The organism is Roseateles sp. GW821-FHT09B06, from assembly GCF_059418245.1.
This window is the reverse complement of the sequence record NZ_JBWKPM010000005.1, coordinates 189,891-213,401: the sequence shown is the minus strand read 5'-3', so window position 1 is coordinate 213,401 and position 23,511 is coordinate 189,891. Positions and strand designations below refer to the sequence as shown.

Below are 23,511 nucleotides of genomic sequence, written 5' to 3'. Positions count from 1 at the left end.
GGGCGAGACGGATTTTAATCGTTCGGGCTCGGCGTCAGGGCTTGTTCCTGCTCAAGCTCCGTGGCCTTGCCGCATTTGGCGGCCTGCCCCGAGGGCAGCGCGCGGGCGCCGGCGCCCACGGTGACCACCGTGGGGCGGCCGCGGTGCAGCAGGGCGGCGGCCGCAAGACCTGACACCGGATGCTCGCTGGCCAGGGCGTCGGGCCAGCCGGCGCGCGAGACCGCGCAGCAGGGCGTGTCGGGCGCCCAGCCGGCCTCGAGCAGCTTGCGGGAGAGGGCGGCCAGCTGGCGGCCGGCCATGTAGAAGACCTCGGTGTCGGCACTCTTCAGCGCCTGCAGATCGCCCTCGCGGGTCATCGCGGTGCTCAGGCTGACGCTGCGGCCCCGGCCGCGGCGGGTCAGCGGGCGCTGGGTGTGGGCGGCGGCGGCGATCGCGGCGGTGACGCCGGGCACCACCTCGCTCGCGATGCCGGCGCGCCCGAGTGCCAGCAGCTCTTCCTCCAGGCGGCCGAAGATGCTGGCATCGCCGCCCTTCAGGCGCACGACCACCTGATGCTGAAGGGCCATCTTGACCAGCAGGGCGTCGATCGCGGTCTGCGCGGTGCTGGTGGTGAAACCGCGCTTGCCGACGTCCAGCCACTGGGCCTGCGGCGCGAACTCGCGCAGCAGCGGGTCGGTCAGCGCATCGAACAGCACCACGTCGGCCTGCTGCAGCGCGCGCGCGCCGCGCAGCGTGATCAGGTCCGCGGCTCCGGGACCGGCGCTGACGAAGATGACCTTGCCCATGTCTGCTCGCAAACTTCCCGCAGGCCTCAGCGTACCAGCAAGGCGCCGCTGGTGCGATTGCTGGTCGGGTCGACGACGATCAGCGCGCCGCCGACCCGATTCGCCGCATAGGGCTCCACCGGCAGCGCGGCCTGCAGCTCGATGCGCACATGGCCGATCTCGTTGACCGCCAGCTCATGCGCCTCGGTCTCGGCCAGGGTGTGGATGTCCAGCCTGTGCTCGATCGAGCTGATGCGCGCCTGCACCCAGCGGTTGCCGTGGCGCACCCAGTACTTGCGGCCGACCTGGGCGGGTTCGGTGTCCAGCCAGGCCAGGGTGGCCTCGAAGCTCTGCGTTGGCGTGGCGCTGCCGGGCGTGACGATCCAGTCGCCGCGGCTGACGTCGAGCTGGCGGTCCAGCACGAGGCCGGCCGATTCGCCGGCCACGCTGTGCGCGACCGTCTCGCCGGCGCGGCGCACCTCGGCGACGATGGCGGTCTGGCCGCTCGGCAGGATCTGGATCTCGTCGCCGGCCTTGACCTGGCCATGGGCGATGCGGCCCCACAGGGTGCGCGGCTGGTGGCCGGTGCCTTCACCCTTTTCTCCGGAGTCCCGGGCGACATACTGCACCGGGATCAGCAACTGGCCCTCGACCTTTTCCTGCAGCGCCGGCAGGCCTTCCAGCACCTGCAAGAGCGAGGGGCCGTCGTACCAGGGCGCGTCCAGCGGCTGGGTGACGTTGTCGCCGCGCAGCGCCGAGACCGGGATGATGGCGGTGACCGCGATGCCGGCCTGCGCGGCGAAGGCCTTCAGCGCGGCGCCGACCTTGGCGAAGCCTTCGGCCGGAGCCTCCAGCGCGTCGATCTTGTTGACCGCGAAGACGATGCTGGGCACGCGCAGCAGATGCGCCAGCAGGCTGTGGCGGCGGGTCTGCGGCAGCAGCGGCACCTCGTCCTGGCTCAGGTCCAGCTTGGTGATGTCCACCAGCACGACGGCGGCGTCGCTGCCGGCCGCGGCCGTCACCATATTGCGGGTGTACTGCTCATGGCCCGGCGCATCGGCAATGATGAACTTGCGGGTCTTGGTGGCGAAGTAGCGGTAGGCCACGTCGATCGTGATGCCCTGCTCGCGCTCGGCCTCCAGGCCGTCGGTCAGCAGGCTCAGGTCGATCGGCGCGCCGGCGGCGCGCTTCTCCAAGGTGTCCAGCTGGTCGGCCAGGATCGCGCGGCTGTCATACAGCAGGCGGCCGATCAGGGTGCTCTTGCCGTCGTCGACGCTGCCGGCGGTCAGGAAGCGCAGCGCGCGGTGCTGGGTGTCGATGTCCTGTTCGTGGACGATCTCTTGTTTGGGTATGGCGCTCATGTCTGCATCAAACCTTGTCTTGATCGAGTGGAGGCCGTGGATCCGGCTTTGCCGGGCCATCGGACTCGCCCCTTGAGGGGGAGGCGCGCGGCGCCTCGGGGGTGGTCTTAGAAATAGCCCTCTTTCTTGCGGCGCTCCATCGAGGCCTCGGAGGTGCGATCGTCCATGCGGGTGGCGCCGCGCTCGCTGACCGTGACGGTCAGGGTCTCGGCGACGATGTCCTGGGCCGAGGTGGCCGGGCTCTCGACCGGGCAGGTGCAGGTCATGTCGCCGACGGTGCGGAAACGCACGGTCTCGGTCTCGATCTGCTCGCCGGCCTCCGGCGGCGTGACCTCGGTGACGGGCACCAAGAGACCCTTGCGCCGGATGATCTGGCGCTGGTGCGCGAAGTACAGGCTGGGCAGCGGGATGTTCTCGCGGGCGATGTAGAGCCAGACGTCCAGCTCGGTCCAGTTGCTGATCGGGAAGGCGCGGAAATGCTCGCCCGGGCGGATGCGGGTGTTGAACAGGTTCCAGAGTTCCGGGCGCTGTTCCTTGGGCTGCCACTGGCCGAAGCTGTCGCGGTGGCTGAAGATGCGCTCCTTGGCGCGCGCCTTCTCCTCGTCGCGGCGGGCGCCGCCGATCAGCACGTCGAAGCGGTTCGCCTCGATGGCTTCCAGGAGCGTGACGGTCTGGTGGCCGTTGCGCGACTCCAGCGGATGCGCCAGGCGCACCGTGCCGTTCCGGATCGACTCGTCCATATGCGCGACGACCAGGCGCTCGCCCATCTCGGCGACGCGGCGGTCGCGGAACTCGATCACCTCGGGGAAATTGTGGCCGGTGTCCACATGCACCAGCGGGAAGGGCAACTTGCCCTTGAAACTGTTGCCGCAGGGATCGCTCTTGTCGCGCTGCTTGAAGGCCTTCTCGGCCAGGCGCAGCACCACGCAGCTGTCCTTGCCGCTGGAGAACAGCAGGCCCGGGCGCTCGAAGGCGGCGGCCACCTCGCGCAGGATGAAGATGGCTTCTTCCTCCAGGTGGTCCAGATGACGGTGATCGACCGTCGGCAGCAGTTTCTCGAGATTGACCGGGGCGTTCATGCCGGGGCTCCTGTGCTCTTCAGTTCTTCGTTGGTGTGGGCCTTGTGCAGGCCGCATTCCTTGGCGTTCTCGTCTTCCCACCACCAGCGGCCGGCGCGGAAGTCCTCGCCGACGGCGATCGCGCGGGTGCAGGGCGCGCAGCCGATGCTGGGCATGAACCGGTCGTGCAGCGGGTTGTAGGGCAGGTCGAAGGCCTGGATGTAGTGCCAGACATCGGCCCAGCTCCAGGCGGCCAGCACGTTCAGCTTGCGGCGGCCCTTGCCGTCGTCCTCGTCGAAGGGCACCTCGGCGCGGTTCGCGCTCTGCTCGCGGCGCAGGCCGGTGATCCAGGCGCTGCGGCCGGCCAGCATGCGCGACAGCGGCTCCAGCTTGCGCATGCCGCAGCAGGCCTTGCGCAGCTCGATGCTGCGGTACATCGCATCCTCGCCGTTGGCGCGCACGAAGTGGATCGCCTGTTCCTGCACCGGCTCGAACACCTCGACCCTGACGCCGGGGTACTTCGCCTCGATGCGCGGGATCAGGTCCAGGGTCTCGGCGTGCAGCTTGCCGGTGTTCAAGGTGGCGATGCCGATCGGCAGCGCATGGCGCGCGATCAGGTCGGTGATCACCATGTCCTCGGCGCCCAGCGAGGTGGACTGCAGCAGGCCGGCGCCATGCTCCGCGACGGCGGCGCGCAGCAGCGCGATGGTCTCGGCCAGGCGCTCATCGAAGCCGGCGGTCTTGCGGGCATAGAGGCCGATGGCCGACGCGGTCGCCGCCGAGGGCAGCAGGGAGGAGACTTGGGCCTCGCTCATGATCAGCGCGCCTCGGCGAAATGCGGCTTGGCGTGCGCCACGTCGCCCTGGTAATGGCCGGGGAAGAAGGACAGGGCCCGGCGCGCGGCCTCCAGGCTCTGGTCGGCGCGCAGTTGCACCGCGTCGAAGCCGGTGCGGGCGGCCAGCAGCACCATGTCCACCAGCACCTCGCCGGTGGCGCGGATCTCGCCGGCGAAGCGGTAGCGGCTGCGCAGGATGCGGGCCTGGCTGTAGGCGCGGCCGTCCACCCACTTGGGAAACTGCAGCACGATCAGGCTCAGGCGCGGCAGATCGGCGGCCAGGTCCTCGATGTCATGGTCGTTGGGCAGCTCGACGGCGGTGGGCAGGCCGGCCGGCCAATGGTCGCGCACCGCATGCCACTGCTCCAGGCTCAGCAGCCGGTAGGGCGCCGGATCGGGATCGGGCTTGGGGCCGTCCTCGCCGACGACGCGGTGCCATTGGTCGTGATGGGGATCGATGAACTTCATGGGGTGATCTCTGCTCGTTCTCAGCGGGCGGCGGCTGTCAGCGTGCGCTGGGCGTTGGCGGGGCCCTTGAAGGGCTCCAGGCCGATGCGGCGCACCGTGTCGATGAAGCGCTCGGTGGCCGCGCGCTCGCGGCGATAGGTCTGGACGACGGACTCGATCACGTCGGGCACCTCGTCGGCCGCGAAGCTGGGGCCGATCACCTTGCCGGGCACGGCCGCGCCGGAGATCGTCGAGCCGTCCGAGCCGCCCAGGGTGATCTGGTACCACTCGCTGCCGTCCTTGTCGACGCCGAGGATGCCGATATGGCCGCTGTGGTGGTGGCCGCAGCTGTTGATGCAGCCGCTGATGTGCAGGTCGATGTCGCCGATGTCGTAGAGCTCGTCCAGGTCCTGGAAGCGCTCGGTGATCGCCTCGGCCACGGGGATCGAGCGGGCATTGGCCAGCGCGCAGAAGTCGCCGCCGGGGCAGGCGATCATGTCGGAGAGCAGGCCGATGTTCGGCGTCGCGAAGCCGTTGGCCTTGGCTTCCTCGTACAGGGCCGGCAGGTCGCTCTCGCGCACCCAGGGCAGCAGCAGGTTCTGGTCATGCGTGACGCGCAGCTCGCCCTGGCTGTAGCGCTCGGACAGCCCGGCGGCGGCCTCCATCTGCGCGTCGGTGGCGTCGCCCGGCGGGATGCCCAGGCGCTTCAGCGACAGGGTCACGCCGCGGTAGCCGCTCAGGCGGTGCGCATGGACATTGCGCTCCAGCCAGCGCTTGTAGCTGCCCGATGCGCCTTCCAGGATGTCGATCGCGGGCGCGGCCGCCACGCCTTCCGGCACCACGAAGCTGGCCGCCACGCGCTCCAGCTCGGCCTGCGGAATGATGTGCTCATGGCCACCGGCATCGTCGGCCAGGATATGGGCGAACTCGGCGTTCACCGCGTCGAAGAACTGCTGGCCCTCGGCCTTCACCAGGATCTTGATGCGGGCCTTGTACATATTGTCGCGGCGGCCGTAGCGGTTGTAGACGCGCACGATCGCCTCGATGTAGACGAGGATCTGGTTCCAGGGCAGGAACTCCTTGATCACCTGGCCGGTGATCGGCGTGCGGCCCATGCCGCCGCCGACCAGCACCTTGAAGCCGACCTCGCCGGCTTCGTTCTTCAGCAGCTGCAGGCCGATGTCGTGCCAGGCGATCGCGGCGCGGTCTTCCAGCGCGCCGGAGACCGCGATCTTGAACTTGCGCGGCAGGAAGGCGAACTCGGGGTGCAGGGTGCTCCACTGGCGCAGCACTTCCGCATAGGGGCGCGGGTCGACGATCTCGTCGGCGGCCACGCCGGCCAGGCCATCGGCCGTGATGTTGCGGATGCAGTTGCCGCTGGTCTGGATGCCGTGCATGTCCACATCGGCCAGCGCGTCCATCACGTCGGCCGCGTCGACCAGCGGGATCCAGTTGTACTGCAGGTTCTGGCGGGTCGTGAAATGGCCGTAGCCGCGGTCCCATTTGCGCGCGATATGGGCCAGCTGGCGAAGTTGCCTGGCGGACAGCACGCCATAGGGCACGGCCACGCGCAGCATCGGTGCATGGCGCTGCACATACCAGCCGTTCTGCAGGCGCAGCGGGCGGAACTCGTCGTCGGTGAGGGTGCCGGCCAGGTTGCGCTCCAGCTGGTCGCGGAACTGCGCGGCGCGGGCGTGGACGAACTGGCGGTCGAAATCGGTATAGGCGTACATAGCTACGTCAGAAACTCAAGCAATCAATCAGTGAATCACTTTCCAGCCGGCCATCAGCAGCGAGGCGCACAGCAGGCCGCGCACCACGCCGTCGGGCAGGCGGCGCGTCAGCTGTGCGCCCAGCCAGATGCCGGGCACCGAGCCGATCAGGAGCGGCACCAGCAGCGGCCAGTTGACATGGCCCAGGGTGGCGTGGCCGATGCCGGCCACCAGGGTCAGCGGCACCGCATGGGCGATGTCGCTGCCGACGATGTAGCGCGCCTCCAGGCGCGGGTAGATCAGGAGGATCAGGGTGGCGCCGATCGCGCCGGCGCCGATCGAGGACAGCGACACCAGCACACCGAGGATCACGCCCGAGGCGATGGTCAGCGCGGGCTTGCGCGACTCGGGGATGACCCGCTCCAGCCGCAGGCCCAGGGCCTGCCAGCTTTTCTTGAAGGCCACGACCATGGCGGTCAGCAGCAGGGCGATGCCCAGCGAGAAGGACAGGGTGCTGGCCCAGCCCTTGGTGACGCCGGTCAGGTGCATCAGCGCCACGGTGGCGATCGAGGCGGGAATAGAGCCGGCCAGCAGCAGGCTGGTGATGCGCCACTTCACATGGCCGTGGCGCGCATGAGCCACCGAGCCCGACACCTTGGTCAGCGCGGCGAACCAGAGGTCGGTGCCGATGGCCACGGCCGGGTTCAGCCTGAAGACCGACAGCAGCAGCGGCGTCATCAGCGAACCGCCGCCCACGCCGGTGATGCCGACGATGACGCCGACGCCGAAGCCGCTTGCGATCGCAATCCAGTCCAACAACAAGTCCTGCTCCCGATGGGTGGGGCCCGGAAATGGAATCCCGGGCCTAGGCTGCGGACTCTATGGAAGCTTTATATATATAGGAACTACAGAATCGTAGATTGCTTATTGGCGAATAAGCATATGAACGGCCTTAGACCTTATAGCCTTCCAAGGAGGTCGGTTCAGCCGGTTGCCAGCTGGCGCAGGGCCTGCACCTGTTCGGCGATGCGCGGCGGCAGCGGCGCGCGGCCGTCCAGCATGGCCCGGATCAGCCGGGCATTGGCCTCGGCCTCGCAATCGGGCGACAGCGGCCAGTCGAGGTCCGCGCTGTCGGCCGGATGCAGGTCCAGGCGCTGGCCGTCGACAAAGCCGTAGAGCTGGGCCTTGCGGCGCAGGTGCGCATAGGCCTCGCCCTCGCTGGCGCGCATCAGCAGGCCGCGGTGGCCGTCCTGGCTTTGCGCCAGCAGGGCCTGGCCCATGCTGTCCAGATACTCGGGATGGGTCACGGACACGACCCGGACGCTGCGCCCCGGCGCGGCGTCCAGCAGCTTGGCGACGCTGTGGCCGCTGTTGCGCACCCCGAGGCGCGGACGCAGCGCCATCAGCGCGTCCAGCCCGGGGTTCAGCAGGGCCAGCGGCAGGACGGCCAGGCGTTTGCGAGCCAGCTGCTCACCCGCTTCGTCCGCCGAGGCGGCCGGCGCCAGGCCCAGCGCCGCCAGCAGCTCGAAGGGGCTCTGCCGGCTGTCGAAATCGTGCCGGCCATGGATCAGCACCGGCACGCCCTCGCGCGCCAGCAGCAGGGCCACCAGGGGCATCAGGTTCGCCTGCTTGCGCGCGCCGTTGAAGGTGGGCAGCAGCACGCAGCGCGGGCCCGCGTCGGGCACCGCCACGCGCGCGGTGCGCGCCTGCATCGCGCGCCAGAAGCCGGCCAGCTCGGCCGCGCTCTCGCCCTTGATGCGCATGGACAGCAGGATCGCGCCCAGCTCCAGCGCGGGCACGCGGCCGTCCAGGATCGCGCCGAACAGGGCCTCGGCCCGGGTCTCGTCCAGGTCGCGCGCGCCGCGCGTGCCGCGGCCGATTTCCTTGATCAGGGGAGCGAATTCCATAGGCCGGCAGTGTAGGCGCGGCCATGCCGATGGCGGCCGTTCGGGTGCCGCGGGTGGCCGACATGGCGGGCTGCGAGAATCCGCCCCTCTTTCCTTAATCCCAGCTTAATCCCAGGCCTGTTCCCATGTCGATCCCGATCTACGAAGCCAGCGTTCCCTTGTTCAAACAGATGCTGGGCGGCCTGGCCGATGTCCTGGCCAAGGCCGAGGCCCATGCCACGGCCCGCAACATCGAGCCCGCGGCCCTGCTGCAGGCGCGCCTGTTCCCGGATATGTTTGCGCTGACCCGCCAGGTGCAGGTGGCCTGCGACTTCGCGGCCGGCGTCTGCGCCCGCCTGGCCGGCGTCGAGGTGCCCGGCTACGAGGCCAAGGAGAGCAGCTTTGCCGAGTTGCAGGCCCGCATTGCCGGCACCCAGGCCTTCATGGCCGCGCTGCCCGAGGCCCAGTTTGCCGCCGCCGCCACGCGCGAGATCGTCACGCGCCCGGGCACGCCCAAGGAGCGTCGCTTCAGCGGCCAGGACTATCTGCTGCATTACGGCCTGCCGCAGTTCTTCTTCCATGTCACCACCGGCTACGCCATCCTGCGCCACAACGGGATCGATGTGGGCAAGAAGGACTATATGGGCGCGTACTGAATGAGCGGAGCCGGGCCGAGGGTCCGTACACTCGCTGCATCCCACCAAGGAGAGCCCCATGGCCAAAGGTCAGCAAAAGAGCAATAAGGAAAGCAAGAAGCCCAAGAAGGACAGCTCGCCGCCCAAGCCGATCTCGCCCGGGGCGGTGATGCCCAGCATCACGACCGTGGTGCCGGATCGCAGCAAGAAAAAGAAGTAGCAGCCGGGGGCGCTGCTAAGCGCTTCCGGCGGGCCGCCGGCCTCACGACTCCTGCGCGGGCGCGGTGACGCCGGGTCGGGGGACGGCTAATGGGCGAGGATCAGCGTCAGCAGCAGGCAGCTGTCCTGCTCGGCCAGCACCGCATGCGGCTCGCCGCCGCCCAGCACGGTCAGCTGGCCGGCCGCCAGCGGCAGCTCGGTGCCGGGCATCACCAGGCGCACCCGCCCGGCCAGGCATTGCACGCACAACTCGCCGCTCACCTTGTGCTCGGGCAGGCGCTGGCCGGTGCGCAGCACGACATGCAGCAGCTGCAGCTGCTCGGTCTTGATCAGGCTGGTGCTGGGGCTGTCGGTATCGCCCTCGGCCAGGGGCTTGAGGTCAATCAGCTGACCGATGTGGGCATGCTCAAGAGCCATATCCGTCTCCTCCGCGGCAGCGCTGCCGGGCGGCTTCAGTATCGCCTAAGGAGGCCTAAGGAGCCTCGCCTCGCGGCTCCTAGAATGCCGCCATGTCTCTCGAATCCCGCCCCCTGAAGGGGCTGTCGCGCCGCGGCCTGCTGCTGGCGCCCCTGGCCCTGGCGGCCTGTTCCAATCTGCCGCTGGTCGGCACCCCGAGCGCGCCGCCGCCGGTCGATGCCGCACCACCCGGCCCCAAGCCCGTCCCGCCGCCGCCAAGACTGCCGGTTGTGGGTCTGGCGCTGGGCGGCGGTGCGGCGCGCGGCTTCGCCCATATCGGCGTGATCCAGGTGCTGGAGGAGCAGGGCATCAAGGTGGACCTGGTGGCCGGCACCTCGGCCGGCTCGCTGGTGGCCGCGCTCTACGCCGCGGGCAAGAACGGCAAGGAGCTGGCGACCTTGGCCGAGGGCATGGACGAGGGCGCGATCACCGACTGGGCCTTTCCCGGCCGCGGCCTGATCCGCGGCGATGCGCTGGCGCGCTTCGTGCGCGAGCGCACCGGGCACAAGAGCATCGAGCAGATGGCCATCCCACTGGGCATCCTGGCCACCGACCTGAGCGACGGCTCGGGCGTGCTGTTCCGCACGGGCGACACCGGCACCGCGGTGCGCGCCTCCAGCGCCGTGCCGGCGGTGTTCCAGCCGGTGAAGATCGCCGGGCGCGAGTATGTGGACGGCGGCCTGGTGGCGCCGGTGCCGGTGCGCCAGGCGCGCCAGATGGGCGCGGACCTGGTGATCGCGGTGGACATCAGCTCGCCGCCTGACGACAAGCCGCTGGGCGACGCGATGCGCATGCTGCTGCAGACCTTCGCCATCATGAGCCGCAGCATCAATGCCTACGAGCTGCGCGAGGCCGACCTGGTGCTGCGTCCGCAGCTGATGGGCATCGGCAGCGCCGACTTCGGCGCGCGCCGGCGCAGCATCCAGGCCGGGCGCGAGGCCGCGCTGGCGATGCTGCCCGCGTTGCGCCAGCGCATCGAGGCCAAGACGCGATGAGCATGGACGACCTTGCGCTGTTTCCGCTGCAGGCCCCGCTGTTTCCCGACGGGCTGCTGGCGCTGCAGATCTTCGAGCCGCGCTACCTGGACCTGATCAGGCGCTGCGAGCAGGAGGGGCGGCCCTTCGGCGTGCTGGCGCTGATCGAGGGCGGCGAGGTGCGCCGCCGCGAGGGCGAGGGCTTCGCGCGCGAGCGCTTCCATGCACTGGGCACGCTGGCCCGGCTGGAACATGTCGAGCGGCCGCAGGCCGGCTTGCTGCGCATCCGCTGCCGCGGCGGCCGGCGCTTCCGGCTGGTGGGCGAGCCGCATTGCCTGCCGCATGGGCTGTGGATGGGGGCGGCCGAACCGCTGGACGAAGACGCGCGGGTGCCGCTGCCGCCCGATCTGGCGCAGGCGGCGCGGCTGCTGCAGACCCTGCTGCACCAGCTGGAGACCGGCGCGGCGGTCGAGGACCTGCCGCTGCAGCCGCCCTATCGCTGGGACGACTGCGGCTGGCTGGCGAATCGCTGGTGCGAGCTGCTGCCGCTGCCGGCGGCCGAGAAGCAGCGCCTGCTGGCGCTGGACAATCCGTTGCTGCGCCTGGAGCTGATCGGCGATCAGCTGGAGCGGCTCGGGACGGCACCGGACCCGGGCTGACGGCGCCTCTGCCGGGCCCGGGCCGAGCCGCGCGCCGTCGCGGCGCCGGCCTTACAGGCCCTACAGGCGTTCCAGGATCGTTGCGATGCCCTGGCCGCCGCCGATGCATTGGGTGGCCAGCGCATAGCGGCCGCCCTCGCGCTGCAGCAGGGCCGCGGCCTTGGCCGTGATGCGCGCACCGGTGGCGCCCAGCGGATGGCCGATCGCCAGGCCGCCGCCGTCCAAATTGATGCGCTCCATGTCCAGTCCCAACTCGCGGATGCAGGCCAGGGCCTGGGAGCCGAAGGCCTCGTTGATCTCGACCACGTCCAGATCCGCCGCCGTCAGGCCGGCGCGCGCCAGCGCCTTGCGGGTGGCCGGGATCGGGCCGATGCCCATCAGCGCCGGGTCGCAGCCGACGGTGGCCATGGCCTTGATGCGGGCCATGGGGGCCAGGCCCTGGGTCCGGGCGAAGTCCTCGCTGGTGACCAGCACCGCCACCGCGCCGTCGGTCAGCGGCGAGGCGGTGCCGGCCGTCACCACGCCGCCGAAGGCCGGCTTCAGCGTGGCCAGGGCTTCCAGCGTGGTGCCGGGACGGATGCAGCCATCGGCCTCGACCAGGCTGCCGTCCTCCAGACGGATCGGCACGATCTCGTCGGCCAGCCTGCCGGCGGCGCGCGCCGCCGCGGCCTTCTGATGCGACCGCAGGGCCAGCAGCTCCTGGTCGGCGCGGCTGACGCGGTACTCACGGGCCACGTTCTCGGCGGTCTGGCCCATCGAGACATAGGTGTCGGTGTGCTCGTAGAGCCCGGGGTTGGGCGAGAAGTTGAAGCCGCCCTGCGGCACCATGGTCATCGACTCGACGCCGACGCACAGATAAGCCTCGCCCAGCCCGGCCTCGATCTGCGCCGCGGCGATCTGGATCGCCGACATCGAGGAGCCGCAGAAGCGGTTCACCGTCATGCCGCCCAGCTGCTGCGGCAAGCCGGCCAGCAGGCCGACGATGCGCGCGAGGTTGTTGCCCTGGGCCGCCTCGGGGTAGGCGCAGCCGAGGATCAGGTCGTCCAGCAGGGCGGGGTCGAAGCGGCTGCGCTGCAGCAGACCCTTGACCACCTGGGCGGCGAGTTCGTCGGGGCGGGTCTGCGCCAGCGCGCCTTTCTTCGCGAAATGGAAGGGCGAGCGGGCGTAGGCACTAATCAGGGCTTTCATGGGCATCTCCTTTTCGATGACGACCATCATATTAATTAATGATGATGGTGATGATTAAAAATGGAGAAGCCCCTGCCGACCCAAAGGCCAAGCATGGCGTGGCCCCGATGGGCCGAGAGCCGGACGAAAAAAAGCCCGGCCAGGCCGGGCTTGAAGGGTACTTGGAAGCGATGCTTCGTGGGTACCGAGGAGACAAGCGAAGAACCTTAGGCGGCGCGCTTGCCGGCGCGGGCCGCGGTCTGGGTGGCCTTGACGGCGGTGTTGGTGGCGGCCTGGAAGTTGGCTTCGGCCACTTCGACGGCTTGCTTGGTGGCCTTCTGCACCGATTCGAAGGCGTTGTTGGCGGCGGCCACGGCCGACTTCACCAGGGCAACGGCGTTCTCGGTGCCGGCCGGGGCATTCTTGGCGGCGCTGTCGACCACGGCAGCGAACTTCTTCTGCGTGTCGGCGATCTGGGCCTCGGCGACCTTCACCACTTCGGCGTTCGTGCTGGCGGCGATGTCGTACAGATGACGGCTGTAGGACGCGGCCTTCTCGGCGCTGGGCTGCAGCAGCGAGGCTTGCAGGGTCAGCAGTTCCTGGGCGTCCTTCACCGACAGCGCGGCGGTGGTGGTCTCGGCGGCTTCGCTCAGGGCGGTCTTGGCCACTTGCAGGTTCAGTTCAACCAGCTTCTCGACGCCTTCGAAGGCCTTGTTGGTCAGACCGAAAAGGGTCTCGACATTGGCTTTGTGGGCGGCGAAAACTTGTTCAGCGGTCAGCATAGGGAAAGCTCCTGGCACGGTTTGAGGATTGAGGTCTCGGGGTAACCATCGGTGCCGTTCAATTTGAATTGCTGCACCGCAACATGGAACGAAGTATAGGGCCGTCGCGGGCGATTGCAAGCGGTTTTTGTTGCGGTGCAGCAAAGTAGAGGGAATTTCCTAGATCGGGCCGATCGGCGCTGCTGGCCGGCACGCGGCGTCGGGGCGGGAAAGCGGCTATGGTGGCGCTCGATGCAAGCCTTCCACGCCGACGCCCACAGCCTGGTCCTGCCGCCCGGCCATCGTTTTCCGCAGTCCAAGTACCGCATGCTGCGCGAGCGCCTGGAGGCCGAGCCCGGCGCGCTGCGGCTGGCGCCGGCCGAGGCGGCCAGCGACGGCGAACTGGCGCTCGCCCACACGCCGGACTACGTGGACGCGGTGCTGCTGGGGCACCTGTCGGCCGCCCAGCAGCGCGAGATCGGTTTCCCCTGGTCTCCGTCGATGGCCGAGCGCTCGCGCCGCTCGGTGGGCGCCACCATCATGGCGGCGCGTGCGGCGCTGGCGGAGGGGCTGGCGGCCAATCTGGCCGGCGGCACCCACCATGCCTATGCCGACAAGGGTTCGGGCTATTGCGTGTTCAACGATGTGGCGGTGGCGGCGCGCCTGATGCAGGCCGAATGGAGCCGGCACCGGCGCGAGCTGCTGCGGGTGCTGGTGATCGATCTGGACGTGCACCAGGGCAACGGCACGGCGGCGATCTTCCGCCAGGACCCGACCGTGTTCACCTTCTCGATGCATGGGGCGAAGAACTTCCCCTTCCGCAAGGAGCCCGGCGACCTGGATGTCGAACTGCCCGACGGCTGCGGCGACGCCGACTACCTGGCGGCGCTGGACCTGGCGCTGGCGCGGGTCTGGCAGGGCCATGGCGGCGCCTTGCCCGGCCTGGCCTTCTACCTGGCCGGGGCCGATCCGCACGAGGGCGACCGCCTCGGTCGTCTCAAGCTGACGACCGCGGGGCTGCGCGAGCGCGACCGCCGGGTGCTCGCGGCGCTGCGCGAACGCCGCATCCCGGTGGCGCTGTCCATGGCGGGCGGTTATGGCCAGGATCTGAGCACCACGGTGGCGGTGCAGGTGAATACCCTGAGGGAAGCCGCGCACAGCTGGGCCTTGTGGCGGGCCGCGCGATGAAAGAATGGGGTCCATGAGCGAACCAGCAAGATCCCAAGCCGAAGGCCGCGCGGCCTATGCCCGCTTCGTGCAGCTGGGCACCCGCTGGATGGACAACGACATCTACGGGCATCTGAACAACGTCGTCTACTACAGCCTGTTCGACACCGCGGTGAACCAGGTGCTGATCGCCGCGGGCGCGCTGGACATCCATGGCGGCGCGGTGATCGGCCTGGTGGTGGAGACGCATTGCAATTTCTTCGGCTCGCTGGCATTCCCGCAGCGCGTGGATGCCGGCCTGCGCGTGGCCAGGCTGGGTCGCTCCAGCGTGCGCTACGAGATCGGCCTGTTCGCCGAAGGCGCCCCGCTCACCGCGGCGCGCGGTCATTTCGTCCATGTCTATGTCGAGCGCGACAGCCGCCGCCCGGTGGCCGAGCTGCCCGAGCCCTATCTGCAAGCCTTGCAAGGATTGATGCTGCCATGAACTCATTCGGCCCGTTCGACCCGCCCAGCCCCGCCGCGACCGCCGCGGTCGATGCCGCGATCCAGACCCGCCATTCGATGCGTGCCTTCCTGCCCACGCCCGTCGAGCGCAGCGTGGTCGAGGACATCCTGCGCGTGGCGTCCCGGGCACCTTCCGGCACGAACACCCAGCCCTGGCAGGTGCATGTGCTGAGCGGCGCGGCCAAGACCCGCCTGTCGGACCGCATCATGGCCACCTATGACGACCCGGAGGAACTGGCCACCCATGGCGAGGAATACGCCTACTACCCGCGCGAATGGGTCTCGCCCTTCATCGACCGGCGCCGCAAGGTGGGTTGGGACCTGTACGGCCTGCTGAACATCGCCAAGGGCGACAAGGCGCGCATGCACGACCAGCATGGCCGCAACTACGTCTTCTTCGACGCGCCGGTGGGCCTGCTCTTCACGATCGACCGCGTGATGCAGCAGGGCAGCTGGCTGGACTACGGCATGTTCCTGCAGAACATCATGATCGCGGCGCGCGGCCGCGGCCTGCACACCTGCCCGCAGGCGGCCTTCACCCAGTTCCACCGCCTGATCGCCGAGGAGCTGCGGCTGGCTCCGCAGCAGCAGCTGGTCTGCGGCATGGCCCTGGGCTATGCCGACCCGGCCGCGGTGGAGAACAGCCTGGTCACCGAGCGCGAGCCGGTGGCCGGCTTCACCCGCTTCCTCGATCAATAAGAAGAGAAGAACGCCGAGCGCATGAAATTCCTCCTTTCCCTGGCCCTGCTGGGCCTGGCCGGGCCGGCCCTGGCCACCGATCTCGACGGCCGGGCCTTCAATGCCCTGTGGGGCATCCCCTTCGCCGGCATGCTGCTGTCGATCGCCATCCTGCCGCTGGCCGCGCCCAAGCTCTGGCATCACCATTTCGGCAAGATCGCGGCCGGCTGGGCCCTGGCCTTCCTGCTGCCCTTCGCCGCCACCCAGGGTCTGGGGATGACGGCCGGCGTGCTGGCCCACACCCTGCTGGCCGAATACCTCCCCTTCATCATCCTGCTCGTCGCGCTGTTCACCACCGCCGGCGGCATCTATGTGCGCGGCAATCTGCATGGCAGCCCGGCCCTGAATGCCGGCCTGATGGGCCTCGGTGCCGTGCTGGCCAGCTTCATGGGCACGACCGGCGCCTCGATGCTGATGGTGCGGCCGCTGATACGCGCCAACGACAACCGCCGCCACAACGCCCATGTGCTGGTGTTCTTCATCTTCATCGTCAGCAATGCCGGCGGCTCGCTGACGCCGCTGGGCGACCCGCCGCTGTTCCTGGGCTTCCTGAAGGGGGTGGACTTCTTCTGGACCATGCGCCATATCTTCCCCGAGACCCTGTTCCTGATCGGCGCGCTGCTGGCCATCTTCTATGCGATCGACAGCTGGTACTACCGCCGTGAAGGCATCCAGGGCGCGTTCAGGCGAGACCCGACCCCCGACACGCCGCGCTTCGGCATCGAGGGCGGCATCAATTTCCTGCCGCTGGCCGCCGTCGTCGCCCTGGTGCTGATGAGCGGGCTGTGGCAGCCCGGCATCAGCTTCCGGGTGCTAGGCACCGAGGTGGAACTGCAGTCGCTGCTGCGCGACGCGCTGCTGATCGGGGTCACCTGCTGGTCGCTGGCCATCACGCCCCAGGGGCTGCGCGAGAAGAACCAGTTCTCCTGGGGACCGATGCAGGAGGTGGCCAAGCTCTTCATCGGCATTTTCCTGACCATGGTGCCGGTGCTGGCGATGCTGAAGGCCGGCGAGCAGGGCGCCTTCGCCGCCGTCACGCGCGCGGTCACCGCGCCGGACGGCCAGCCGCTGCCCTGGGCCTATTTCTGGTTCAGCGGCGCGCTGTCGTCCTTTCTGGACAATGCGCCCACCTATCTGGTGTTCTTCAACCTGGCCGGCGGCGATCCGCAGCAGCTGATGGGGCCGCTGGCGGCCACGCTGGCCGCGGTCTCGGCCGGCTCGGTCTTCATGGGCGCGAACACCTATATCGGCAACGCCCCCAACTTCATGGTCAAGGCCATCGCCGAGGAGCGCGGCGTCAGGATGCCCAGCTTCTTCGGCTACATGGCCTGGTCGGGCGCGGTGCTGATTCCGCTGTTCCTCGGCATGACAATCATCTGGTTCAGGTAATGACTCACCCCCTACGCGCGGCGCGCGCCCCCTCAAGGGGGCGAGCCCGCAGGGCCGGCAGAGTCGGACCCTCGGGCTCTGCCGGACGTGGCCGGCGTGTAGCCTATGTTGACTGACAGGAGAAGCAATGATGAGCGACAAGCCCAAGGTGCTGGTGGCCCGCAAGACCTTCGACGACATCGTCGACCGCCTGCGCGCGCACTTCGAGGTCGAGACCAACGAGGGCGACGAGGCCTGGTCGCAGGAGGAGCTGATCCGCCGCCTGCAGGGCAAGCAGGGCGTCTATGTGGCCGGCACCGAGAAGATCGACGCCACGCTGCTGAAGGCCTGCCCGGAGCTCAAGGCCGTCTGCTCGATGGCGGTGGGCTACAACAATATCGACGTGCCGGCCTGCACCCTGCGCGGCGTGCTGGTCAGCAATGCGCCCGACGTGCTGACCGAGACCACGGCCGACTTCGGCTTCGCGCTGATGATGGCGGCCGCGCGCCGCCTGGCCGAGAGCGAGCATTGCCTGCGCTCGGGCGGCTGGAAGCAATGGTCGGTGACCATGTTCGCCGGCACCGACCTGCATGGCGCCACGCTGGGCATCCTGGGCATGGGCCGCATCGGCCAGGCGATCGCGCGGCGCGGTCACCTGGGCTTCGGCATGCAGGTGATTTATCACAATCGCAGCCGCCTGGCGCCCGAGCAGGAGGCGCCGCTTGGCGCGCGCTGGGTCGAGAAGGACGAGCTGGTGCGCCAGGCCGACCACCTGATGATCGTCGTGCCCTACGGCCCCGGCTCGCACCACATGATCGGCGCGCGCGAGCTCTCGCTGATGAAGCCCACGGCCACGCTGACCAATATCGCGCGCGGCGGCGTGGTCGATGACGCCGCGCTGGCCGAGGCCCTGGCCTCGAACCGCATCGCCGCGGCGGGACTGGACGTGTTCGAGGGCGAGCCGGCGGTGCACCCCGGCCTCTTGGCGGTGCGCAACGTCGTGCTGACCCCGCATATCGCCAGCGCCTCGATCCCGACGCGGCGCGCGATGAGCAATCTGGCGGTGGACAACCTGATCGCCGTGCTGACCGGCGGCGCGCCGCCGACCGCGCTCAATCCCGAGGTGTTGGCCACGACACAGCGAAAGCACTGACTTATTGCCGACATGGCCCATTTCCCGAGGGTCGGGGCCCCGTAAGCGGACGTTAAAGTCCGCCGTGGACACCGTTGCCGACGGCGCTTTGCCGCGGGCCGGAGAATCGAGGGAGGCCAGGGAGGGGCCAGGTCTTGACCGGCCTGCGCATGCCGCCCGTGTTGCCGATGGGCAGTATCAGAGCGATCGCAATCAAACGCTGGGCCCGCCTGGGCAATTGGGTGCTGGCCCAGCCGGCGCGCGGCGGCCTGGCCGCCGCCGACATCCAGCTCAGCGCCCTGCGCGTGGTGCTGCTGTCGGGCCTGCTGCTGGCTGCCGTGGTCGGCCTGCATGTGGCGGTGGCCGCCTGGCTGCGCGGCAAGCCCTGGGCCTTCGCCATCGTTGCCGTCGTCGTCGCGCTGCTGGCGGCGGCGGTGCAGCAGGCGCGCAGCAGCCGGCGCACCGGCGCGCTCTGCCTGCTGGCGGCGGTCTATGTGTCCAGCGTCGCGATCACGGTGTCCACGGGCAGCCAACCCGCGATCTCGCGCCTCGGCCATGTGCTGGCCTATGCCGCACCGATGCTGGCCGGCCTGCTGATCAGCTGGCGCCTGGCGCTGGCCCTGATGCTGCTGAACACCGGCTTGTTCGCGCTGCTGCTGTGGGGCTGGGAGGCGCCGCAGCTGCCGCAGCAGGACGTGCGGCTGCCGCATTCGTCGGCCTATGTGCACGCGGCGCTCTACCTGTTCTTCAACCTCTGCCTGCCGCTGGCGATGTTCCGCGTCGTGGCCGGCATGCAGCGCGTGGAGCGCAAGCTGCGCGGCTGGCGTCAGCTCAGCGAGCAGGTGTTCCAGATCGCCAGCGGGCCCACGCTGGTGTGCGATGCCCGGGGCAGGATCGTGCGTTGCAACAAGCCATTTCTTGCCCTCTGCGGATCGGCCAGCGAGGCACGGCTGCGCGGCCGCCCGATTGCCCATCTGTTCGTCGCCACCGCGGGCGAGGCCGTCGATTGGCGGTCCGAGCCGGGGCTGCGCTGGCGCTTCGCCGAGCCTGGCGAGGGCGGCGAGGCGCGCGAGGTGCTGCTGCGCTCGGCGCGCGGCATCGGGCTGCGCCTGACCGCCTACGCCTTCGAGGACGTGACCGAGCTGCGCCGCGTGCAGGCCGACCTGGCGGCCTCGGTGCAGCGCGAGGCCTGGGCCACCTGGCACGACCCGCTGACCGGCCTGCCCAACCGTGCCCGCTGCATCCAGCAGCTCGATGCGCTGTGCCAGCGTGGCGCGCCGGGCCTGGCCCTGCTGACCCTGCGCCTGTGCAATCTGCGCCAGCTCAATGCCCGCTATGGCGTGGGCGCCGGCGACGCGCTGCTGCGCGACTTCGTCGCCGGCCTGCAGGCCGCCCTGCCGCGCGGCGCGCGCGCCGCGCGCGTGCGCGGCTCGGTGATCGCGGTGCTGCTGCCGGACCTGGACGACGAGGTCGCGGCGCTGGCGCAGGTGGGCCGGCTGCGCGAGGCCCTGCCGGTGCAGACGATGACGGCACGCCAGGCGGTGCTGCTGGACCTGGCCTTCGGCCTGGTGCTGGCCGCCGATCTGCTGGCGCGCGAGCCCGAGGCCGACGGTGCCGAGCTGCTGCGCTGCAGCGAGCTGGCGCTCGACATGGCGCAGGACCCGCGCTGGCGCGAAGGCGCCGACGCGCTGCTGTGCTTCAACGCCCAGACCGCGCGCGCCATGGCGCGCAGCATCGCGATCGAGGCCGAACTGCCCCAGGCCCTGGCCGGCGCCCAGCTGCACCTGCTCTACCAGCCCAAGCTGCGGCCCGACGGCCGGCTGCTCGGCTTCGAGGCCCTGGTGCGCTGGAACAGCCCGGCGCTGGGCCCGGTGCTGCCGACCGAGTTCATCCCGGTGGCCGAAGCCTGCGGCCTGATCGGCGGCATCACCGACTGGGTGCTGGACGCCGCCTGTGCGCAGTTGGCGGCCTGGCGCGTCGAACTGGGCCGCGGGCCGCCGCCGCTGGCCGTCAACCTCTCGGCCCATGACCTGGAGCGCGCCGGCTTCCACGACCTGTTGATGGCCACGCTGGCGCTGCACGGCGTGACGCCGGGCGAACTGGAGCTGGAGGTCACCGAATCGGCGCTGGCGCGCCAGCCGGCCCAGGCCCTGGCGCTGCTGCAGCGCCTGCATGCGGCCGGCTTCCGGATCGCGATCGACGACTTCGGCACCGGCTATTCCTCGCTGGCCAAGCTGGTGGACCTGCCGATCGACGTGCTGAAGATCGATCGCAGCTTCCTGCGCGGGCTGCCGGGCGCGGCACGGCGCGAGCGGGTGCTGCGCTCGATGGTATCGCTGGCCCACAGCCTGGGACTGCAGGTGGTGGCCGAGGGCGTCGAGACCGGCGCCCAGCTGGACCTTCTGCAGGCGCTGGGCGTGCAGGGTGTGCAGGGCTGGCTGTACGGCCGGCCCGAGCGGCCCGCGCATTGGCGCGCGCTGCTGCGCGGCGAGCGCAGTCTGGCGCCGGGCGTCGAGGCCTGAGGCCTGGCAGAGCGCTCAGCCCGGCCGGCGCGCGCGCCACCAGGCCGCAGCCTGGCCGCGCGAGCTCAGCACCAGCTTCTCCAGGATATGCGCGACATGGCGCTTGACGGTGTGCGGGCTGAGGTCCAGGGCACGGGCGATCAGCTTGTTGCTGTCGCCGCGTGCGATCAGGGCCAGCACCTCCAGCTCGCGCGGGCTCAGGCCCTGGTCGCCGCCGGCCGGGGCGGGCGCCTCGACCGAGCCCGCGCCCGCCAACGCGGCCCAGGCGCGCAGCCGTTCCTGCGCCGCCATGTCGAGCAGGGCGTCCCAGCGTAGCGCGGCCAGTTCGCGCAGCGCGGCGGCGGCCAGCAGGGCGCCACCCGGCTGCTCCTGGGTCTGCAGCAGCGGCTGCAGCACGGCGGCGGCCTCGGCCGGCGTGCCGCGCCGCGCCAGCGCGCGGGCCAGGCCGAGACGCGCCTCGGCCGCCTGGTTCAGCAGGTCGATGCTTTCCTCGTGCTGCAGGGCCTGGCGCCATAGCGCGATGGCCTCGTCCGCGCGGCCGGCCAGCCAGGCGCGCTGGGCCAGCAGCGGCAGGCCCGGGTGCAGGCGCTCGGGCGTGGCATCGCTGAGGCCGGGCTGCAGGGTCAGCAGCTGGTCCAGCCAGCGCTGCAGCGCGATGGCATCGCCGCATACCGCGGCAATGCGGCAGGCAAAGAACAGCAGATGCCACAGGCCCCAGTCGCCGTAGCCGCTGGGGTGCTCGGCCAGGCGCGTCTGCATCGCCGCCAGCGCGGCCGCATGCTCGCCGCGCAGGGCCTGCTGCATCGCCCGGTTGGCCAGGGTGTGGCTGCGCGCGATCACCTGCTGGCCGGCCCATTGCGCATCGTCCTCGGCGCGCGCCAGCAGCTCGGCGGCGCCCTGCCGGTCGCCGCGCCACAGCGCCAGCCAGCTCTGCGTCAGCAGGGCCAGGGGCCGCAGCGGCACCGGCCGCTCGTCGGTCACCTGCAGCGCGCCGGCGGCCCAGCGCGCCGCCAGGCCCGCCGCGCCGAGGCAGGCCGTCAGGCGCGGCGGCGGCACGGTCATGAACCAGCTCTCCAGCCGCAGGTCGGCCTCCAGCGCGCGCACCAGGGCCTCGAAGGGCTCGGCGACGCGGTGGTAGCGGCCCAGCTCCAGCGCGTGCCAGGTGTGCGCCACCAGCGCGATGATGCGCGCCTCGGGGGCCAGGTCTTGCATCGGCAGGGCCGCCAGCGTCTCGCCGGCCTCGGCCAGGCGCCCGAGCCCGATCAGGGTGCTGGCGCGATAGGCGCGCACCAGCTGGACCGGGCCGCGGCCGGCACCGTCCGCGCCGTGCGCCAGGTAGAGCTGCTCGGCGCGCCGCAGATGCTGCTCTGCGGCACGGAAGTCCCACAGCAGCCACTGCGCCAGCCCGGTGGCCTGCTGCAGATCGGCGCTGCGCTCGGCAAAGCCGGCCGGGAACTGGCGGCACAGGCGCAGCAGGGTGCCGACACCGCCCTGCGTGATCAGGCCGGTGGCGGCGCTCAGCAGGTCCTGGGCGGCCAGGTCGTGGCGCTCGGTGGCCAGCAGCAGGGCCTGGCGGCGCAGCGGGTCGGGCTCCAGGAAGGCGGCGCGCTCCAGCAGCGCCAGACGCTCGGCCGGCCGCTCCAGGCGCAGGCGGTGCTGCAGCGCCTCGCGGAACAGCGCGTGCAGCTTCAAGGTCGGACCGGCCTCGTCCAGCACGGTGGCGAACAGGCCCAGGCGCTCGATCTCGGCCAGGCGGTGCGCGGCCTGCGCGTCCTGGCTCAGCGCGGCGCAGCGCGCCGCGTCCAGCTCGGGCAGCACGCTGACGCGCAGCAGGAACCCGCGCAGCGCCGGGTCGATGCGGGCCAGCACCTCGGTGGTCATGAACTCGAAGGCGGCGCGGTCCAGCGTGCCGCTGCCGCCCAGGCTCTTGCCGCCGCTGAGCGCCAGGCGCAGCCCGGCGGCCCAGCCGTCGGTGCGCTGGTAGAGGGTCTCGGCCGCGGCGGCGTCCAGCCCGGCGCCCAGCACCAGCGCCTGCACTTCCTGGCGTTCGAGGCGCAGCGCGTCCTGGCGCAACTCGCCCAGCTCCTGCGAGGCGCGCAGGCGCGCCAGGCGCAGCGGCGGCTCGTGGCGGCTGGCCAGCACCAGGGTCCAACGCGGGCTGGCACGCTGCAGCCAGAGGTCCAGGAAGGCCAGGCAGGCCGGGTCCTCGATATGGTGCAGATCGTCCAGCACGATCACGCCATGCGGCACCTCGCATTGGTCCAGCGCATTGACCAGCTCGTCGACCACCGCCTGCTGCGCCTGGGGGCGGCCGGCCGCCGCCATCAGGCCCTCGGGCGCGGTGCGCCAGGGCGGGTCCAGCGGTTCCAGCGCGGCGGTCAGGCAGCTCAGCAGGCGGTGCAGGTCGTCGCCCTCGTCGAGCGAGATCCAGGCCAGCGCATGGTCGCCGGGCAGCTGGTCGAGCGTGCGGCCCAGCAGGGCGGTCTTGCCGTAGCCGGCCGGCGCGCACAGCAGCACGGCGCGCCGCTCGGTCAGCAGGTTCAGCAGGCGCTGCTCCAGCGCCGGCCGCGCCAGCAGCAGGCCCGGCCGCGGGCGCGGCGGCTGGATCTTGGTGCGGGCGAACGACATGGGCCGGGATGATAGGTCGCGTGGCCCGCACCGGCATCAGCGCGAACGCGGGGGCCGGACCGCCGCGGCTAGAGCTCGCGCAGCATCAGATGCTTGACGATGCCATGCGGGTAGACCGCGTGCTCGTGCACGCTGCGGTAGCCCAGCGCAAGGTACAGCGCCGGCGCCTGGAAGCTGAAGGTTTCCAGATAGAAGAGGCGGCAGCCGCGCGTCTGGGCCAGGGCCTCGAACTCGCGCACCAGGCGCGTGGCGATGCCCTGGCGGCGCTGCGCCGGTTCGACCCAGAGCTGCTGCAGCTCGCAGCAGGGGCCCCAGCTGCGGCCCAGCGCACCGCCGATCATCGTGCCGTCCGCGCGGCGCGCGAAGCAGGCGAGGGGCCGCACCTCGTGCAGCGGCGCGGCGGCATCGTTGGCCGCGCCCAGGCCCTCGTCCACCCGGCGGGCGTCGTCCGCGGGCAGCTCGTCGTGGCGCGTGTAGTGCAGCGCTTCGGGCGTGCGATCCATGCGCCGGATGATAGA

At 70.7% G+C, this 23,511-nt stretch carries 23 protein-coding genes; 10 read left to right on the top strand and 13 right to left on the bottom strand.

Going from position 1 to position 23,511, the window contains the following annotated elements; translation table 11 throughout:
* Window positions 1-14: 14 nt before the first annotated feature.
* The 8 genes from cobA to ybiB all read right to left on the bottom strand — a co-directional run bounded on the left by cobA (window position 15) and on the right by ybiB (window position 8,084).
* On the bottom strand, window positions 15-785 hold the full coding sequence (gene cobA / locus AC07OQ_RS06960) for a uroporphyrinogen-III C-methyltransferase (protein WP_495052372.1): 771 nt from the start codon (window positions 783-785) through the stop codon (window positions 15-17).
* 26 nt (window positions 786-811) lie between these two features.
* Window positions 812-2,125 carry a sulfate adenylyltransferase subunit 1 gene (locus AC07OQ_RS06955; RefSeq protein ID WP_495052371.1) on the bottom strand — a complete coding sequence of 438 codons (1,314 nt, stop codon included), beginning with the start codon at window positions 2,123-2,125 and terminating at the stop codon, window positions 812-814.
* A gap of 107 nt (window positions 2,126-2,232) precedes the next feature.
* Window positions 2,233-3,204, bottom strand: a complete 972-nt coding sequence (gene cysD / locus AC07OQ_RS06950; RefSeq protein WP_495052370.1) for a sulfate adenylyltransferase subunit CysD — start codon at window positions 3,202-3,204, stop codon at window positions 2,233-2,235.
* Window positions 3,201-3,998, bottom strand: coding sequence for a phosphoadenylyl-sulfate reductase (locus AC07OQ_RS06945; RefSeq protein ID WP_495052369.1), 798 nt, complete (start codon window positions 3,996-3,998; stop codon window positions 3,201-3,203). The genes cysD and AC07OQ_RS06945 overlap by 4 nt, the downstream gene beginning before the upstream one ends.
* 2 nt (window positions 3,999-4,000) lie before the next feature.
* Window positions 4,001-4,486: a DUF934 domain-containing protein gene (locus AC07OQ_RS06940; protein WP_495052368.1), complete on the bottom strand. Its 486-nt coding sequence runs from the start codon at window positions 4,484-4,486 to the stop codon at window positions 4,001-4,003.
* A 20-nt stretch (window positions 4,487-4,506) separates the two neighbouring features.
* Window positions 4,507-6,198, bottom strand: a complete 1,692-nt coding sequence (locus AC07OQ_RS06935; protein WP_495052367.1) for a nitrite/sulfite reductase — start codon at window positions 6,196-6,198, stop codon at window positions 4,507-4,509.
* 27 nt (window positions 6,199-6,225) lie between these two features.
* Complete coding sequence (locus AC07OQ_RS06930; protein WP_495052366.1) at window positions 6,226-6,993, bottom strand: sulfite exporter TauE/SafE family protein; 768 nt, start codon at window positions 6,991-6,993, stop codon at window positions 6,226-6,228.
* Window positions 6,994-7,160: 167 nt separating this feature from the next.
* Window positions 7,161-8,084 (bottom strand): DNA-binding protein YbiB, encoded by a 924-nt coding sequence (gene ybiB, locus AC07OQ_RS06925; protein ID WP_495052365.1) that lies wholly within the window; start codon window positions 8,082-8,084, stop codon window positions 7,161-7,163.
* Between the two features lie 125 nt (window positions 8,085-8,209).
* Here ybiB and AC07OQ_RS06920 point away from each other — a divergent pair, with 125 nt between their 5' ends.
* The gene (locus tag AC07OQ_RS06920; RefSeq protein ID WP_495052364.1) at window positions 8,210-8,719 is read left to right on the top strand and encodes a DUF1993 domain-containing protein; all 510 of its coding nucleotides are present in this window, start codon (window positions 8,210-8,212) and stop codon (window positions 8,717-8,719) included.
* A gap of 58 nt (window positions 8,720-8,777) precedes the next feature.
* Window positions 8,778-8,918, top strand: coding sequence for a hypothetical protein (locus tag AC07OQ_RS06915; RefSeq protein WP_495052363.1), 141 nt, complete (start codon window positions 8,778-8,780; stop codon window positions 8,916-8,918).
* Between the two features lie 86 nt (window positions 8,919-9,004).
* Here the strand turns inward: AC07OQ_RS06915 and AC07OQ_RS06910 are convergent, their stop codons facing one another.
* On the bottom strand, window positions 9,005-9,334 hold the full coding sequence (locus AC07OQ_RS06910; protein ID WP_495052362.1) for a cupin domain-containing protein: 330 nt from the start codon (window positions 9,332-9,334) through the stop codon (window positions 9,005-9,007).
* Window positions 9,335-9,426: 92 nt separating this feature from the next.
* Here AC07OQ_RS06910 and AC07OQ_RS06905 point away from each other — a divergent pair, with 92 nt between their 5' ends.
* Both AC07OQ_RS06905 and AC07OQ_RS06900 read left to right on the top strand, forming a co-directional pair.
* Complete coding sequence (locus AC07OQ_RS06905) at window positions 9,427-10,368, top strand: patatin-like phospholipase family protein (protein WP_495052361.1); 942 nt, start codon at window positions 9,427-9,429, stop codon at window positions 10,366-10,368.
* A gap of 2 nt (window positions 10,369-10,370) precedes the next feature.
* Window positions 10,371-11,006: an LON peptidase substrate-binding domain-containing protein gene (locus AC07OQ_RS06900; protein ID WP_495052360.1), complete on the top strand. Its 636-nt coding sequence runs from the start codon at window positions 10,371-10,373 to the stop codon at window positions 11,004-11,006.
* A gap of 60 nt (window positions 11,007-11,066) precedes the next feature.
* On the opposite strand, the gene AC07OQ_RS06895 is transcribed toward AC07OQ_RS06900, so the two are convergent.
* The gene (locus AC07OQ_RS06895; protein ID WP_495052359.1) at window positions 11,067-12,194 is read right to left on the bottom strand and encodes a thiolase family protein; all 1,128 of its coding nucleotides are present in this window, start codon (window positions 12,192-12,194) and stop codon (window positions 11,067-11,069) included.
* A 206-nt stretch (window positions 12,195-12,400) separates the two neighbouring features.
* On the bottom strand, window positions 12,401-12,955 hold the full coding sequence (locus tag AC07OQ_RS06890; RefSeq protein WP_495052358.1) for a phasin family protein: 555 nt from the start codon (window positions 12,953-12,955) through the stop codon (window positions 12,401-12,403).
* Window positions 12,956-13,186: 231 nt separating this feature from the next.
* Between AC07OQ_RS06890 and AC07OQ_RS06885 the strand changes: the two genes are divergently transcribed.
* From AC07OQ_RS06885 to AC07OQ_RS06860, 6 genes are all read left to right on the top strand, one after another.
* On the top strand, window positions 13,187-14,122 hold the full coding sequence (locus AC07OQ_RS06885) for a histone deacetylase family protein (protein ID WP_495052357.1): 936 nt from the start codon (window positions 13,187-13,189) through the stop codon (window positions 14,120-14,122).
* Window positions 14,123-14,126: 4 nt separating this feature from the next.
* Complete coding sequence (locus AC07OQ_RS06880) at window positions 14,127-14,585, top strand: acyl-CoA thioesterase (RefSeq protein WP_495052356.1); 459 nt, start codon at window positions 14,127-14,129, stop codon at window positions 14,583-14,585.
* The gene (locus AC07OQ_RS06875; protein WP_495052355.1) at window positions 14,582-15,304 is read left to right on the top strand and encodes a nitroreductase; all 723 of its coding nucleotides are present in this window, start codon (window positions 14,582-14,584) and stop codon (window positions 15,302-15,304) included. Before AC07OQ_RS06880 ends, AC07OQ_RS06875 begins: the two co-directional genes overlap by 4 nt.
* Window positions 15,305-15,325: 21 nt before the next feature.
* The gene (locus AC07OQ_RS06870; RefSeq protein WP_495052354.1) at window positions 15,326-16,732 is read left to right on the top strand and encodes a sodium:proton antiporter; all 1,407 of its coding nucleotides are present in this window, start codon (window positions 15,326-15,328) and stop codon (window positions 16,730-16,732) included.
* A 127-nt stretch (window positions 16,733-16,859) separates the two neighbouring features.
* Window positions 16,860-17,864 carry a 2-hydroxyacid dehydrogenase gene (locus AC07OQ_RS06865; protein WP_495052353.1) on the top strand — a complete coding sequence of 335 codons (1,005 nt, stop codon included), beginning with the start codon at window positions 16,860-16,862 and terminating at the stop codon, window positions 17,862-17,864.
* Between the two features lie 167 nt (window positions 17,865-18,031).
* Complete coding sequence (locus tag AC07OQ_RS06860; protein WP_495052352.1) at window positions 18,032-20,365, top strand: putative bifunctional diguanylate cyclase/phosphodiesterase; 2,334 nt, start codon at window positions 18,032-18,034, stop codon at window positions 20,363-20,365.
* Between the two features lie 15 nt (window positions 20,366-20,380).
* Here the strand turns inward: AC07OQ_RS06860 and AC07OQ_RS06855 are convergent, their stop codons facing one another.
* Both AC07OQ_RS06855 and AC07OQ_RS06850 read right to left on the bottom strand, forming a co-directional pair.
* Window positions 20,381-22,993, bottom strand: a complete 2,613-nt coding sequence (locus tag AC07OQ_RS06855) for a winged helix-turn-helix domain-containing protein (protein ID WP_495052351.1) — start codon at window positions 22,991-22,993, stop codon at window positions 20,381-20,383.
* Between the two features lie 68 nt (window positions 22,994-23,061).
* Window positions 23,062-23,496, bottom strand: coding sequence for a GNAT family N-acetyltransferase (locus AC07OQ_RS06850; RefSeq protein WP_495052350.1), 435 nt, complete (start codon window positions 23,494-23,496; stop codon window positions 23,062-23,064).
* Window positions 23,497-23,511 lie beyond the last annotated feature (15 nt).

What these genes read in the sequence shown, in the direction of transcription:
- AC07OQ_RS06915 (WP_495052363.1), top strand. Translation starts at nt 8,778, where the DNA reads ATGGCCAAAGGTCAGCAAAAGAGCAATAAGGAAAGCAAGAAGCCCAAG.
- AC07OQ_RS06885 (WP_495052357.1), top strand. Translation starts at nt 13,187, where the DNA reads ATGCAAGCCTTCCACGCCGACGCCCACAGCCTGGTCCTGCCGCCCGGC.
- AC07OQ_RS06875 (WP_495052355.1), top strand. Translation starts at nt 14,582, where the DNA reads ATGAACTCATTCGGCCCGTTCGACCCGCCCAGCCCCGCCGCGACCGCC.
- AC07OQ_RS06850 (WP_495052350.1), bottom strand. Translation starts at nt 23,496, where the DNA reads ATGGATCGCACGCCCGAAGCGCTGCACTACACGCGCCACGACGAGCTG.
- ybiB (WP_495052365.1), bottom strand. Translation starts at nt 8,084, where the DNA reads ATGGAATTCGCTCCCCTGATCAAGGAAATCGGCCGCGGCACGCGCGGC.
- AC07OQ_RS06865 (WP_495052353.1), top strand. Translation starts at nt 16,860, where the DNA reads ATGATGAGCGACAAGCCCAAGGTGCTGGTGGCCCGCAAGACCTTCGAC.
- AC07OQ_RS06900 (WP_495052360.1), top strand. Translation starts at nt 10,371, where the DNA reads ATGGACGACCTTGCGCTGTTTCCGCTGCAGGCCCCGCTGTTTCCCGAC.
- AC07OQ_RS06870 (WP_495052354.1), top strand. Translation starts at nt 15,326, where the DNA reads ATGAAATTCCTCCTTTCCCTGGCCCTGCTGGGCCTGGCCGGGCCGGCC.
- AC07OQ_RS06855 (WP_495052351.1), bottom strand. Translation starts at nt 22,993, where the DNA reads ATGTCGTTCGCCCGCACCAAGATCCAGCCGCCGCGCCCGCGGCCGGGC.
- AC07OQ_RS06935 (WP_495052367.1), bottom strand. Translation starts at nt 6,198, where the DNA reads ATGTACGCCTATACCGATTTCGACCGCCAGTTCGTCCACGCCCGCGCC.
- AC07OQ_RS06905 (WP_495052361.1), top strand. Translation starts at nt 9,427, where the DNA reads ATGTCTCTCGAATCCCGCCCCCTGAAGGGGCTGTCGCGCCGCGGCCTG.
- cobA (WP_495052372.1), bottom strand. Translation starts at nt 785, where the DNA reads ATGGGCAAGGTCATCTTCGTCAGCGCCGGTCCCGGAGCCGCGGACCTG.
- cysD (WP_495052370.1), bottom strand. Translation starts at nt 3,204, where the DNA reads ATGAACGCCCCGGTCAATCTCGAGAAACTGCTGCCGACGGTCGATCAC.
- AC07OQ_RS06945 (WP_495052369.1), bottom strand. Translation starts at nt 3,998, where the DNA reads ATGAGCGAGGCCCAAGTCTCCTCCCTGCTGCCCTCGGCGGCGACCGCG.
- AC07OQ_RS06910 (WP_495052362.1), bottom strand. Translation starts at nt 9,334, where the DNA reads ATGGCTCTTGAGCATGCCCACATCGGTCAGCTGATTGACCTCAAGCCC.
- AC07OQ_RS06895 (WP_495052359.1), bottom strand. Translation starts at nt 12,194, where the DNA reads ATGAAAGCCCTGATTAGTGCCTACGCCCGCTCGCCCTTCCATTTCGCG.
- AC07OQ_RS06890 (WP_495052358.1), bottom strand. Translation starts at nt 12,955, where the DNA reads ATGCTGACCGCTGAACAAGTTTTCGCCGCCCACAAAGCCAATGTCGAG.
- AC07OQ_RS06880 (WP_495052356.1), top strand. Translation starts at nt 14,127, where the DNA reads ATGGGGTCCATGAGCGAACCAGCAAGATCCCAAGCCGAAGGCCGCGCG.
- AC07OQ_RS06955 (WP_495052371.1), bottom strand. Translation starts at nt 2,125, where the DNA reads ATGAGCGCCATACCCAAACAAGAGATCGTCCACGAACAGGACATCGAC.
- AC07OQ_RS06920 (WP_495052364.1), top strand. Translation starts at nt 8,210, where the DNA reads ATGTCGATCCCGATCTACGAAGCCAGCGTTCCCTTGTTCAAACAGATG.
- AC07OQ_RS06860 (WP_495052352.1), top strand. Translation starts at nt 18,032, where the DNA reads ATGGGCAGTATCAGAGCGATCGCAATCAAACGCTGGGCCCGCCTGGGC.
- AC07OQ_RS06940 (WP_495052368.1), bottom strand. Translation starts at nt 4,486, where the DNA reads ATGAAGTTCATCGATCCCCATCACGACCAATGGCACCGCGTCGTCGGC.